General features: G+C 54.3%; 11 protein-coding genes. 5 read left to right on the top strand and 6 right to left on the bottom strand.

Annotated elements, in window-relative coordinates; translation table 11 throughout:
* Nucleotide 1 precedes the first annotated feature (1 nt).
* Entirely contained in the window at nt 2-1,144 is a 1,143-nt protein-coding gene (locus ACN0RL_RS16785; protein WP_417518896.1) for a PASTA domain-containing protein, read from the top strand.
* Nucleotide 1,145: 1 nt separating this feature from the next.
* Nucleotides 1,146-1,784 (top strand): PASTA domain-containing protein, encoded by a 639-nt coding sequence (locus tag ACN0RL_RS16780; RefSeq protein WP_417518894.1) that lies wholly within the window; start codon nt 1,146-1,148, stop codon nt 1,782-1,784.
* Between the two features lie 169 nt (nt 1,785-1,953).
* On the opposite strand, the gene ACN0RL_RS16775 is transcribed toward ACN0RL_RS16780, so the two are convergent.
* The 4 genes from ACN0RL_RS16775 to ACN0RL_RS16760 all read right to left on the bottom strand — a co-directional run bounded on the left by ACN0RL_RS16775 (nt 1,954) and on the right by ACN0RL_RS16760 (nt 7,377).
* Nucleotides 1,954-2,718: an IclR family transcriptional regulator gene (locus tag ACN0RL_RS16775; RefSeq protein WP_417518892.1), complete on the bottom strand. Its 765-nt coding sequence runs from the start codon at nt 2,716-2,718 to the stop codon at nt 1,954-1,956.
* A 100-nt stretch (nt 2,719-2,818) separates the two neighbouring features.
* Complete coding sequence (locus ACN0RL_RS16770) at nt 2,819-5,266, bottom strand: EAL domain-containing protein (RefSeq protein WP_417518890.1); 2,448 nt, start codon at nt 5,264-5,266, stop codon at nt 2,819-2,821.
* Between the two features lie 48 nt (nt 5,267-5,314).
* Nucleotides 5,315-6,382 carry a polyamine ABC transporter substrate-binding protein gene (locus ACN0RL_RS16765; RefSeq protein WP_417518888.1) on the bottom strand — a complete coding sequence of 356 codons (1,068 nt, stop codon included), beginning with the start codon at nt 6,380-6,382 and terminating at the stop codon, nt 5,315-5,317.
* A gap of 32 nt (nt 6,383-6,414) precedes the next feature.
* Entirely contained in the window at nt 6,415-7,377 is a 963-nt protein-coding gene (locus tag ACN0RL_RS16760) for a polyamine ABC transporter substrate-binding protein (protein ID WP_417518886.1), read from the bottom strand.
* A 393-nt stretch (nt 7,378-7,770) separates the two neighbouring features.
* On the opposite strand from ACN0RL_RS16760, the gene ACN0RL_RS16755 reads away from it, so the two are divergent.
* From ACN0RL_RS16755 to ACN0RL_RS16745, 3 genes are all read left to right on the top strand, one after another.
* On the top strand, nt 7,771-8,124 hold the full coding sequence (locus ACN0RL_RS16755; RefSeq protein ID WP_417518884.1) for a potassium channel family protein: 354 nt from the start codon (nt 7,771-7,773) through the stop codon (nt 8,122-8,124).
* A 59-nt stretch (nt 8,125-8,183) separates the two neighbouring features.
* On the top strand, nt 8,184-8,930 hold the full coding sequence (locus ACN0RL_RS16750; RefSeq protein ID WP_417518882.1) for an SDR family oxidoreductase: 747 nt from the start codon (nt 8,184-8,186) through the stop codon (nt 8,928-8,930).
* Between the two features lie 177 nt (nt 8,931-9,107).
* Nucleotides 9,108-10,589 carry a fibronectin type III domain-containing protein gene (locus ACN0RL_RS16745; protein WP_417518880.1) on the top strand — a complete coding sequence of 494 codons (1,482 nt, stop codon included), beginning with the start codon at nt 9,108-9,110 and terminating at the stop codon, nt 10,587-10,589.
* A gap of 19 nt (nt 10,590-10,608) precedes the next feature.
* Here ACN0RL_RS16745 and ACN0RL_RS16740 read toward each other — a convergent pair whose 3' ends face one another.
* Both ACN0RL_RS16740 and ACN0RL_RS16735 read right to left on the bottom strand, forming a co-directional pair.
* The gene (locus ACN0RL_RS16740) at nt 10,609-11,589 is read right to left on the bottom strand and encodes an NAD(P)H-dependent flavin oxidoreductase (protein ID WP_417518878.1); all 981 of its coding nucleotides are present in this window, start codon (nt 11,587-11,589) and stop codon (nt 10,609-10,611) included.
* 1 nt (nt 11,590) lies between these two features.
* Nucleotides 11,591-12,700, bottom strand: a complete 1,110-nt coding sequence (locus ACN0RL_RS16735) for a zinc-binding dehydrogenase (RefSeq protein ID WP_417518876.1) — start codon at nt 12,698-12,700, stop codon at nt 11,591-11,593.
* Nucleotides 12,701-12,744: the final 44 nt, after the last annotated feature.

The raw sequence follows: 12,744 nt of genomic DNA, 5'->3' as shown, positions 1-12,744 counted from the left end.
TATGATCAGAGCCATCGTCGGGACAGGCACTCTTCTGGACCCCAACGGAAAACCCGCCGCTAATCTGGTTGTAAGTTTACAACTGCAGACACTGAAAGGCGGTTGGGACACGGTTGCGCAATCACGAACGACCCAGGCCGGCAGTTTCAAGCTGAGCATGGATGGAAACGAGCTGAAGAACCTGAACGTTATGCCTCATTTTCGCCTTGCGGGCGGCCGGGGCGAAGTGTTGGCCGAGAACCCGTTAATAGAAGTGAGCAGAACCACGCTCATTGTGGATTTTGGCAAGGCAGTGCGCGGCGGCCAGGCCAATCCGCTCATAGACCGCCTGGCAAAATCCGAGCGCGAATCGCAGACTCTCAAGGCAGAAAAAGACGTTCTGATGCAGCGGTTTCTCGACGCCAAACAGACTACCGTGGCTCTGGAACAAAACCGCGATGAACTTGCTGCCCAGATTGCACAAAAGGACGTTAACCTGATTGACCTGCAGGCCCAGCTTGAAAAAACCAAAGCGCCACAACCCGGCCCTCTGAACGATGTTGCAACCCAGGAAGTTTCTCGCTTGAAACTTCAACTGCTCAGCTCCGAAATTGCATTGCGAGAACACAAGGCGCGTGAGGACACCCTGAACACCCGGTTCAACGGGCTGACATCTGAACGCAATAATTTAAAAGCCGAACTGGACGAGCTGCGCGGCGCCGAAGCGGCTGCCCCTCAGATAGGTACCCTGGCCACCACAATCGCTAACTCGTTACGTGGAATGGAAGCCGAGGGCGTTGAGCTTGCTGACGCACGCATCACGCTGAAAGGCTATCTGGCCGATGGCGGCAACCGGTTCAAGCCGTTCGATGCCGCCGAATTGTCACGCGTTGACTCCAAGGCCGCCAGCGAGATCAGCTTCGGTGTCCGGCCCAAGTCGTCTGCCTCAGATTCTGGCGGCCAGGCCATGCCTGACGTCGTTGGCCTGACACCGGCCTCAGCCACCCGCATCCTACGCCCGCTCGGCCGCCGTGTTGAAGTGATCGAGGTCCCAGGTAAACCCGTGGGTGCAGTTATTACGCAGAATCCCGCCGCAGGCGGCAATCTTCCGCGCGAGACAATCATCCGCCTGATGGTCGCTACCGGGCCTCAAAAGGAAAGCTGACATGTCAGACTTAAAAAAACTTGCACAGGATATTGGCGCAGCTCCATTAGGCGATCTGATTGCGTCGGTAGGCCGGGGTGTTGCGGAAGCCCAGGCTGCACTGGATGCTGGCTCCCTGGAACAGTGTTTGGCGCTGTATGAAAACGGCGACGACCTTACGCGCATTATGCGCGAGACGGGCTATAGGCCAACGTTCTATGCGATTCCCGAAACCGAAGGCGAGTTAACCCTGTCCCTGACGGTTATCGGAAACTCAGCGCCACAACCAACTCCCAGTGCAGCTCCCCTCGCCCCGCTCGGCACAAAAATGCTCAACCGCAGAGTGGCAGCCAGGCCTCGCATCTATGCGGCGCCGGTGGATGGCGGCTATCGCAACAGCTACGGTTTCACCGGCACGGTGGGTGCCAAAATCAAGTTTCGTATCGTTGCCGTTCCAGCCCCAAGCGGCGCGGAAGCCGCCCGCGTTGTTCCTGACTTCACCGGTATGACGAGCGCCCAGGCCACAATCCTGGCAGAGAGTTTCGATCTGGTTCTTGAAGGAGTCGACGAAGCGAATGCAGATGCCAAAATAGCCACACAAGACCCCACGCCCGGCGCCGTCGTTCGAGAAGACAGTTCGATTGCGGTTACCACGGGTTAATGACGTGCCAAGGCAGGTGGACGTCGCTACGGCCTGGTCACAAACAGCCTGAAGCATTCAACATCTCGCATTGCAGACCATGCTTTCGCTCTTCCAATGCCGCACTCAAAACCCGGGGCGGTTCAATCACACAAAACGTTTGGTTCCGGCCATGATAATGAGAAGAGGATCAATCCGGCCGGTATCCCAACTGTAGCGAAATTGCTTCACCGGCCTGCTTCAGCTCATGAATCCACTCATCCTTTCTGCGTTCGATGGGCGCCGACACGGACAGGCCAGCGCACACCGTTCCGGAGGTCTCCCGCAGCAAGACGCCAATACAGCCAACACCGATTTCCGCTTCCTCGTTATCCAGAGCGTAGCCCTGACGCACGCTGGCGAGACAGGCGGCCTCCAGCCTTTCAATCGACGACAGCGTGTTGCGTGTGTAGGCCGGCAGATTGGTGCGTTGGGCATAGCTGGCTATTTCCTCTGCCCCTTCCAGGCCCAGCATCAGTTTACCAACCGCTGTCACGTGCAGCGGCGCGCGACTACCCACTATCTGGTTAACGTGCATCATGCGATTTGGCGTAATTTTTTCGAAATAGATCACCACATCCCCTTCGCGAATGGTGAGATTGATGGTTTCACCTAACCGGTCACATAGCTTTTGCATATAAGGCAGGGACACCGCGCGCAGATCAATGTCCGAATGCGCACGATTACTAAGCTGCAGCAACCGCTGCCCCAACCGGTAATCGCCGTTCGCATCCCGTTCAACAAAACGATTACTGATCAGTGACTGAAGGATCCGATAGGTCGTGGAGGGCGCCAGGCCGGTTTCGGCGCTGAGCGTTTTCAGCGAAACCGCTTTTGAATAGCGAGCTATGGCATCCAGCAGCTGCGCTGCCCGGTCAATCACCTGAATTCTGGGTTCTGTTCTGGAATCGCTCATGAGGCTCTCCGGGTTTAATGGCAAAAACGAACTAAAATGGCCAGGCTCGGAAAATTCTACAACGCGGAGCAGGAATTCCATAATCCGAAATTATTCCATATTACGCAATATTCGACCTGAGAAGACTCGTTACTTTTTTGCTCTTCAGTAACCTTGTCATCTCAGCTACCGGTAATGGCCGGCTTAGCAGGTAACCCTGCAGCTGGTCACAGCCCTCGCTCGCAAGATGGGCTGCCTGTTCCGGCGTTTCGACGCCCTCTGCGGTTGAGCTTAACCCCAGGCTTTTGGCGATATACAGAACGGCTGAGACGATGGCTGCATCTTTGGAATCAACAAGCATGTCCCGAACAAAAGATTTGTCGATTTTCAATTTACTGATGGGAAGCTCTTGCAGAAGACTCAAAGATGAATAGCCCGTACCAAAATCATCCAGTGAAATGGCCACACCTTTTTGACGCATCGCATTCAGGTCACCGATAACCTCTGGCCTGATTTTCATCAGCGCAGTTTCTGTAATCTCAAGCTCCAGTTGCCAGGGGTGCAGCCCGTTTTCCTCCAATACCTCATCGACAATAGTTACAAGATCCTGGCGCTGAAGCTGAATTGCAGAGACGTTGACGGAGACAGAGGCATCGGCAAGCCCCGCAGCCTGCCAGACACTTAGCTGGCGCCCGGCTTCATGCAGAACCCATTCACCAATCGGCAGAATCAACCCGCTGTCTTCGGCGATTGGAATAAACCTGTCTGGCGGAATAACACCCTCAACCGGATCATTCCAGCGCAGCAACGCCTCTAACCCAACGACCTTATCTGTACTGGCCTGCACCAGCGGCTGATAATAAAGCTCCAGTTCGTTGTTTTCTATTGCGCGCCTCAGCCTCCCTTCCAGCGAAATATATTCAAAAGCCGCACGATTGTACGAAGCGGAGTAGAACTGGAAATTGTTGCGACCCTGCTCTTTCGCCTGGTACATGGCGGCATCGGCGCTCTTTATCAGATCATCCACATCGGTACCGTCATCGGGAAACAGCGAGATGCCAATGCTGCTACCGCTATATATTTCCTTACTATCCAAATGAAACGGCTCTTTCATGATTTCGAGAATGCGTAAGGCAACCTTCGCCGCATCCTGGGAGCCATGAACCCTGGGCAGCAGAATAACGAACTCGTCTCCGCCCAGGCGAGCGAGAACATCCAGAGTATCTCGAGGGGGATCCTGAAGGATGACATCTTCCGCCCGCAGGACGGAGCTGAGACGGGTCGCCATTTCCTTGAGCAGTTGATCACCCACCTGATGTCCCAGCGTGTCGTTGACTCGCTTGAAGTTATCCAGATCCAGAAACAGCACCGCCATCTTGCCATTCTCGCGACGGGCGAGAGAGATCATATGGCGCAGATCTTCATGAGCCTGAAACCGGTTGGGCAAACCAGTCAGGCTGTCGTGATAGGCCAAGCGCTCGATCTTGACACGTGATTTTTCAAGGTTGCCCGCCATCTCCTGAAAACTCAGCGCGAGCTGCCCGAGCTCATCATTGGTCGATAACGCGATATCAGGTGCCAGGTTTCCACGACCAATCTCGCGGACGGCGCCCATTAAATGTTTGAGTGGACGAACCATGAGCAAATTCATGGCGCTCAATAAAGCAATGGTCAACAACGCCACGGTACCGAGTATGATCCAGGCAACAATATTACCAAGCCGCTGGCTTTCTTTGAGCAGATCTTCCTTCGGCAGTATGCCGACCAGCAGCAGGCCTTCGTGCAAACGCCGCGTCGCTAACAAACTATCCGTCTGCTGATAGTACGCAGGTACAAGCTGCTCACTTTTCACCATCTCCAAAGCCTTATCTAACAGCGGCATTGGCAGTTGCTGGCCCAGCCGGGCTGGGTCCTGATGAAAGAGAATCTTGCCGTCTGCATCGACGATAAGCGTATGGCCGTTTTCGCCAATTCGGCTGGCAGCCATCTGCTCCGCCATGAAATCCAGCGCCATGGTGACCACCAGATAACCCCTTAGTGTCGGCGTACCGTTGAGAGGGTCCTGGGTGGCCAAGTCGATCAGCCGGATAGGCCGGGCAATCTGCAGCGATATCGCATGGCTGTCCGGGGGCGTGGAAACCTGAACAAATGTCTCACCCTCGAACCGGCTGAGTTCCTGAAAAAAAGGAGTATCGCCCTCATCTTCGGTGACATTGGGTATCGGCATCAAGGTCGTACGAGCATCCTCGTAACCATCCGGTAGCAGGAAGCGTATTTCCGTATAATCAGGATAAGCTCGCAAATAGCTGGAGAAAAGCTTCAGCAGAGAAGGCAGCATCAGAACATACCGCTCTTCTTCATCTTTGGTCAGTGCGTAAGCGCGCATCAACGACGCATCCGCAAACAGTTTGGCATTCGCTTCAGCAACATCCTGATGCATATGAAAATTGCGCGATATCTGGTCCATCAGCGTCGTCATCTGGCTCGAGCTGCGCTCTAACGCACTCGATCGCAGTTGATCATAGGCTAGCCAGCCCAGCATCAACAGTGGAATGACCGCTAAGGGCACGACAACTAACAGAACCTTGGCGTGGAGGCGCATATGCGTATAGGCGGTTCAGTTGACGAGGCGCGAAAAAATCGCTGCGCGAATTTTCTGCGCCCGGGCCGGCAGACGACGATAGGTTTCCGACTTTTCCAGCGCCTCTTGGCTCGGATAGATAACAGGATCACTCTTGAACTCTGCCGGCAGCAGTGCATTGGCAGACAAGTTCGGCGACGCGAAATGAACGGCTTGCGCCAGCCGCGCTGCAATCTCTGGCTCGTTAAGAAAGTCGATGAAGTGTTTAGCAGCAGCCTTGTTGGTGGAGGCACTGAGAACACTTAAATAGTCGACCCAGATATTGCTGCCCTCCTCAGGAAGAATAAACGCGATCTCATCGTGATACTCCTGAACCTCCAGAGCGCCGCCATTATACATCATGCTCATGACAACCTGGCCGTTCACCAACGCAGAACTTTCACCCCGGGAAACGTATTTGTAGGTTTTGACAGCCGGCGCCTGGGATTGAAGTAACGCCTCGGCTTCATGGAGCTGTTTTTGATCAGTGCTGTTGAGCGAATAACCTAAAGCCTTCAGCGCCACGCCAATCAAATCTCTTGTATCGCTTATCATCGCCACGCTGCCATACAGCTCCTCGGCTGGCTGCAACAAATCCATCCAGCTTGAAACCGGAGACGGAACCAGGTCCTTGCGATAGGCGATGCCCAGCGTACCCCAGAAATAGGGCACGCTGTAAACCTCGGCATCCTCGTGAACAGCCCGCCAGCGCGGATCAACGTGCTTCAGGTTGGGAATGTCAGTTTCATCAACTGGTTCAAGCCAGCCACGCTTTGCGAGAATCCGTATCGAGGTGCCATCGATAACCGCCACATCGAAACCTCTACCCCCAGTCTCGACCAGAAGTTCATCCCGGGCAGCATCAGTCTCGAAATACGTTTGTTTTACCGCGATGCCGGTGCGTTGCCTGAACTCCTCCAGAATCTCGGGATCCATGTAATCAGACCAATTGAGAAATACCAGCTCCGTCGGCCCTGCGGCCTGCACCGGAAAACTGGAAACAATCAGAATGAGCATCAGCCAGAACGCGTTGCATTTGCTGATGAAGGCTTTGTTGTCATTCATCGTAAATAGCCCACAAGATCAGAGTTCGGCGTTCAATGGACAATACGCGAAAATATTGCCGCGCGATTTTTTTGAGCCCGAGGCGGCAATCGACTATACGCTTCCGAGTTTTCAAGAGCCTTCCCACTCGGGTAAATAACCGGATCGCTCTTGAACTCAGCCGGCAGCAATGCCTCGGCGGCCCGGTTGGGCGTAGCGTAATAAACGTACTGCGCCAGCCGCGCGGCGATCTCCGGCTCATTAAGGAAATCGATAAAACGTTTCGCGTCAGCCTTTCTGGGCGAGGCGCTGAGCACACTCAGATAGTCGGTCCAGATATTGCCGCCCTCTTCCGGAAGTAAAAAAGCAATATTATTGCTGTACTCCTGCAACATCCGGGTATCGCCGTTGTACATCATGCTCATAACTACCTCACCGGTTAACAGCGCGGAATCTTCGTTCAGAGAAAGATATCGGTAGGTGTTCACTGCGGGAGCCTGAGCTTGCAACAACGCCTCTGCCTCATTCATTTGATCCTCATTGGTGCTGTTGAGCGAGTAGCCCAGCGCCTTGAGGGCCGCGCCGATCATATCCGCACTATCACCAATCATGCTGATTTTGCCACGGAGCTCCTCTATTGGCCGCAACAGATCCATCCAGCTTGAAACCTTGAACGGAACAAGATCCTGTCGGTAGACGATGCCGACCGTACCCCAGAAATAGGGAACGCCAAAATCTTCGGCTTTTTCAAATGCAGTGCGCCAGCGCGGGTCGACGTGCTTCAGATTTGGAATCGCCGACTCATCAAGAGGCTCGAGCCAACCGCGCTTCGCCAGAATCCTGAGCGAGGCGCCATTGATAAGCGCCACATCGAAGCCTTTACCTTCGGTCTCGAGTAGCAGTTCATCCCGGCTGGTATCGGAATCAAAATAGCTTTGTTTTACCGTAATACCGGTACGCTGCTCGAACTCCACAAGAATGTCCGGATCCATGTAATCTGGCCAGTTAAGGAACACCAGCTCCTTTGATCCCGCCGCTTGCGCAAAAAAAACAGTGAAGAGTAATAAAAGCATTACCCCTTTTGTTTTACCAGATCGCATAGTATTTCCCATCAATTGCCGGCGATCACACCGACAGCCCGCTATATACTGAACTCCAGCCCTTTCCTTATTAATCGGCGGACAGAGATGGAGCTTTAAGAAAATCCGGAATCAACGGTAATACCATTCCTCTCAATCGTACAGAATTTGTTGCGACCACTGACTCCATGGCTACCTTCTTGATACGCAGAAATGGCAATATAGCTTACTGCCGAACCACAGTGTCGCTCCACCAGGTCAATTCCACAGTAAAATGCCGCCTGACAGACAGAATTCTTTCACCTTGCGCAAGCCACCTGAGAGCTGTTTATGGAATTTTCGATTACCTTCATAAAAATACTTCTATTGGGGCTCCTTCTGGTATCTCCTGTTTTGCTCATGCTCGGGGCCATAATTTCGATACTCGGGTTAATCGTTGGCCGCATAGAGTCATGGCGAAAGTTCGATGCTCTTTACTGGGCTTTCATTACCGCACTAACCGTTGGTTATGGGGATATATTGCCGCTGAAAAAAATCTCGAAAGTGCTATCAATAATCATCACGTTTATTGGCCTTATGCTCGCCGGAATACTCGTTGCCATCACCGTTGAAGCCGCATCCAATGCGTTCAAAGCACATACAGCGCCAAACGAAATCGAGCATCTATTGAAAAATGTGGAGTAATTGCACTGAGCCTGCGCCGAACCCCACGCTTCAAAGATACCAATCAAAGGAAAGCACTTATGCGAAAAAACATCCTGATTACCGGAGCAAGTACCGGTTTAGGTGAGGGAATGGCGCGGGAATGGGCGGCGCAGGGCTGTAATCTCGCATTGTGCGCCCGCAGCTCCGAAAAGCTGAGCGAGTTGCAACACGAGTTACAAACCAGCTACCCGAGTATCCGCGTACTGGTACTCCCTCTCGATGTGTGTGAATACGAGCAGGTGTTTGAGGTCTTCCGGGCATTCCGGAAAGAACTCGGCAGTCTGGACCGGATAGTTGTTAATGCGGGTATCGGAAGCTCAGCTGCCATCGGCCGGGGACAGTTCTCGGCCAATCGCCAGACTGCTGAAACCAACTTTGTAGCCGCCATCGCCCAATGTGAATCCGCCATGGAAATATTCCGTGAGCAGAACAGCGGCCACCTGGTGTTGATGTCTTCAGTCAGCGGCGTACGAGGCTTTCGTGGACCTCTGAATGTATATGCTGCAACCAAGGCTGCCGTTGCTTCGCTGGCAGAAGGTTTGCAGCTGGACACGAGGAATACGCCAATTCGAGTGAGCAACATAATGCCAGGCTACATTCTCACCGACATTAACCGGGACACCAAAAATGCGCCTTTCCGGGTAGATCTGGACACCGGCGTGCGCGCCCTTGTGCACGCGATAAACAAGGAAAAACGCCGGGCCTACGTACCCTGGTGGCCGTGGACACCCTTGAGCTATGTGCTGAAGGCCATGCCCTTTGGCCTGTTTGCGCGAACTATGTAACGCAGCCAACGAGCTGGCCGTGCCTTGGCTACCATAGATAACGAAAGGGGGAGCAGGGTTTGACCAACATTATATGACGATAAATTGACGCATTAAGTAACCAAATAGCGCCATAATTAACACCATTTAACACCTTCGAGCGGTAGCATTGCATCGTCCACTTTCCCTGGAGTTGCAATGTTCACCTTCCATACACGCACACGGCTCGGTCTCTTCGCCATAGCGCTAAGCTCTCTGCTTTCGGCTTGCGGCGGTGGTGATTCATCAAACTCGAAAGCTGAAGTACCCGACGTATCGGTGAGCACTCCCGATAACAGTGCTTCATCTGGCGAAAGCGAAAACCAGAAGGTTTGGGTAGAAGGCTATGCCGTCAAAGGCGCCATTGAAGGCGGGCTGGTATCTATCTGGCGCCATGAGGCCGGCGCTATGGACAGCGGCTGGGTAGAGATAGGGGAAACCGCAAGAACTAACCAGAACGGTGGGTTCCGCATTTCAGTACCGGAAAGCTATTCAGACCAACCTCTTAAAGTGATATTGCAGTCAGATACCCAAACTCGCATGCGCTGTGACGCGCAACCCGCGTGCAACACGCCATCCGGCGTCAACGTCGGCTTTGGCGAGTGGTTCTGGCCGGGCAACAACCTGGTTTTGAAATCGCTTGTGAACCCCTCTGATTCCAGCAGATCTGTAGCTTTAACCCCACTGGCAACTCTGGCTTTCGAAAAATTCCTCAAGTCTTCCGATGGCAAATATCTTCAATTTATCGAATCGCTCGGCGATCAGGAAGAGCGCTTCGGGCTTGATGCTGGCGCTCTGTCCAGGAGGCCTGTAGATCTCTCAGCATCTGATTTAGGCAGCGTTCAAGCGTCGGATCTGAAGACCGCGTTGCTGAATATCGCGTTTCTGAGCCTGGTAGATGGTGACCGCTGGCGCACGCTGGGTGATGTGCTTGAAACCGCCCGGGAGAGCGCCGGTGCAAGTGGCGACTTGCCGCTTGGCGCCGGAGATGATCTTGAGCTGAGCGTTGAACTGTTGGCACTGGCAGGCATGCTTCAGGCCGAGTATTTGCAGCCTCAACTGGCGGATGCGGGTGTTCGGGACAATATACTTGCTGAGGCAGTCGCGAGCCTTGAAGAGACTCTGGGATCAACAGGGCACATCACTTCGCCCCAGCCTGAACCCGCTCCAGAACCAGCGCCTCAACCCGAGCCGACCCCCGAACCTGCGCCGCAGCCTGTTCCGGAGCCAGCTCCTGAACCCACACCCCAGCCTGAGCCCACGCCTCAGCCAGAGCCAGAGCCAATGCCGGAGCCAGAGCCAATGCCGGAGCCTGAGCCCGCCCCGGTGCCTGAACCACAGCCTCAACCTGCTCCGGCACCGATCACCGGGTCTGCAAAATTGACTTGGCAGGCACCATGGACGCGAGTCAACGGGGTGTCGATGGCCCCGGGTGAAATTGCCACATATATCGTTCGATATGGCACTGAACAAAACATTGAAAACACATCGAACCAAGAAATTACGGTCGATGGTCAAGAGGACGCATTCGAAATAACGGGACTTGGAACGGGTACCTGGTATTTCGCCATCAAAACCATAGATACCACTGGTCTTGAGAGCGACTGGTCCGGGACCGTCAGCAAAACGATTTCCCTGTAAGGCCGGGAAATCGCAGGCACTAGTCTTCCAGAAACTTTGCCAGGCGCTGGCGCACAATGGCCTCAGCCTCCACCATGATGCGCTGTATCAGCTCATCGCAGGTCGGGATATCGTGAATCAGGCCTGCCACCATGCCGCAGCTCCAGGCGGCTTCGTCCATTTTACCTTCCTGCAGAACAAGGCGGCCTTTGGCGCCGGTGACCAGGTGGCGGATATCGTCAATGGTCACCGCTTTGCCCTTTTCCTTTTCGATGCGGATGATTTCCTCAACCGCGGCGTTTTTCAGAACCCTTTCGGTGTTGCGTAGGTCACGCATGATCAGGCGGGTCTGTAGCTCGTCCGCCTCCACGATCGCCTGTTTGACGTTGTCGTGAATGGGTGCATCTTTGGTGGCGAGAAAGCGAGTGCCCATATTCATACCCTCCGCACCCAAAGCCATGGCTGCCACAAGGCTTCGACCATCGGCCATACCGCCGGAGGCAACGAACGGAATCTTCAGTTCGTCAGCTGCCCGGGGCAACAATATAAAGTTCGGTATGTCGTCTTCACCGGGGTGACCACCGCATTCAAAGCCATCAACACTGACAGCATCACAACCGATCTTTTCCGCTTTCAGGGCATGGCGCACGGAGGTGCATTTATGAATCACCTTGATGCCGGCAGCCTTGAGCTGAGGCATGTACTTTTCCGGGCTACGGCCCGCCGTTTCCACCGCCTTTACGCCACCTTCAATAATGGCGTCAATATACTCGGGATAAGGCGGCGCGTTGAATGAAGGCAGGAAAGTGAGATTCACGCCAAAGGGTTTGTCGGTCATCTTGTGACAGCGGGCAATCTCCCGCGCAAGATCCTCAGGCGTAGGCTGGGTAAGCCCGGTAATAATACCCAGACCACCGGCGTTGGATACAGCGGATGCCAGCTCGGCATAGCCGACGTGGTGCATGCCCCCCTGAATGATCGGGTGGCGAATGCCAAACATTTCAGTAATTCGGGTTTTCATTTCAGGGCTCCATCACAATTACGCCGCGTGCATTCTTGCCTGCCACCATGTCGTCAAAAGCCTGAGCAGCTTCTTCAATGGGGTAGGTGCGCGTAACCAGTTCATCCAGTTTCAGCTTGCCGGCTTTGTACAACCCGATGATGCGCGGAAAATCGTATTGCGGGCGGGCCGAACCCAGCCAGCTTCCTTTGAGGGTGCGCTCGTCTGCCGGCAACGTCAGTGTGGTTATTGAGGTTTTGTCTTTCGGGTCAGACACGCCGACAACAACAGCTGTGCCTCCTCGCCCCAGACTTTTATATGCCTGCTCTACAACAGCGCCTGCGCCAACGCATTCAAAGGCATAGTCTACGCCGCCGGTCAGCTTTTTAACGGCTTTGGCTGCATCCTCTACGTCGTTGATGTTAATGGTGTGGGTAGCGCCAAATTCTTTAGCCATTTCCAGCTTCGCAGGGTTGCTGTCTACGGCCACGATCATCTCGGCTCCTGCCGTTGCGCAGCCCTGAATTGCGTTGAGACCAACGCCGCCAATCCCGAAGACTGCCGCACGGGAGCCTGGTTCCAACTGCGCGGTATTAAAAACGGCACCCACACCGGTCATCACTGCACAACCCACAAGCGCTGCATTTTGCATGGGCACGGTTTTGTCGACTTTCACGCAGTTATCCACATGCATGGTGGCGTATTCCGCCATCACACCGCAGGCTCCGAATACGTTGAGAGGCTCGCCGTTGGCGTCTTTGGTTCTCACGGTGCCATCGGGCAATGTAAACATGGCCTTGCGGGCGTTTTCGCACAGCACTGGCCGGCCGCGCACACACTGGCGGCACTTGCCGCACATGGAAATAAAGGAGCTGACGACGTGGTCACCTTCCTGGAATTCGGTTACACCCTCGCCAACTTCAATGACCACTCCAGCGGCTTCGTGCCCAAGTACCAAAGGTGGTGGGTACGGGATTTTGCCGGTGGTGGCGGAGAGATCGCTGTGGCATACGCCGCAGGCAGCGATTTTCAGGGTGATTTCACCCCGCTTTGGGCCTTCAACAGTAATGGTCTCCACCTGAACGGGCTGGCCCCATTCACGGCAAACAACAGCTTTGGCTTTTCTGTCCATGGTAAGTGCTTCCTGTTAGTAATCTGGATAGCTAACACCTTTGA

It is taken from the genome of Marinobacter sp., from assembly GCF_048259445.1.
In the GTDB taxonomy this organism is placed as follows: Bacteria; Pseudomonadota; Gammaproteobacteria; order Pseudomonadales; family Oleiphilaceae; genus Marinobacter.
Note: the sequence above shows the minus strand (reverse complement) of the source record. Positions and strands in the feature narration are given on the sequence as shown.

Coding starts and splice junctions, on each gene's coding strand:
- ACN0RL_RS16775 (WP_417518892.1), bottom strand. CDS start 2,718: ATGAGCGATTCCAGAACAGAACCCAGAATTCAGGTGATTGACCGGGCA.
- ACN0RL_RS16740 (WP_417518878.1), bottom strand. CDS start 11,589: ATGAAAACCCGAATTACTGAAATGTTTGGCATTCGCCACCCGATCATT.
- ACN0RL_RS16745 (WP_417518880.1), top strand. CDS start 9,108: ATGTTCACCTTCCATACACGCACACGGCTCGGTCTCTTCGCCATAGCG.
- ACN0RL_RS16735 (WP_417518876.1), bottom strand. CDS start 12,700: ATGGACAGAAAAGCCAAAGCTGTTGTTTGCCGTGAATGGGGCCAGCCC.
- ACN0RL_RS16765 (WP_417518888.1), bottom strand. CDS start 6,382: ATGAATGACAACAAAGCCTTCATCAGCAAATGCAACGCGTTCTGGCTG.
- ACN0RL_RS16755 (WP_417518884.1), top strand. CDS start 7,771: ATGGAATTTTCGATTACCTTCATAAAAATACTTCTATTGGGGCTCCTT.
- ACN0RL_RS16780 (WP_417518894.1), top strand. CDS start 1,146: ATGTCAGACTTAAAAAAACTTGCACAGGATATTGGCGCAGCTCCATTA.
- ACN0RL_RS16785 (WP_417518896.1), top strand. CDS start 2: ATGATCAGAGCCATCGTCGGGACAGGCACTCTTCTGGACCCCAACGGA.
- ACN0RL_RS16750 (WP_417518882.1), top strand. CDS start 8,184: ATGCGAAAAAACATCCTGATTACCGGAGCAAGTACCGGTTTAGGTGAG.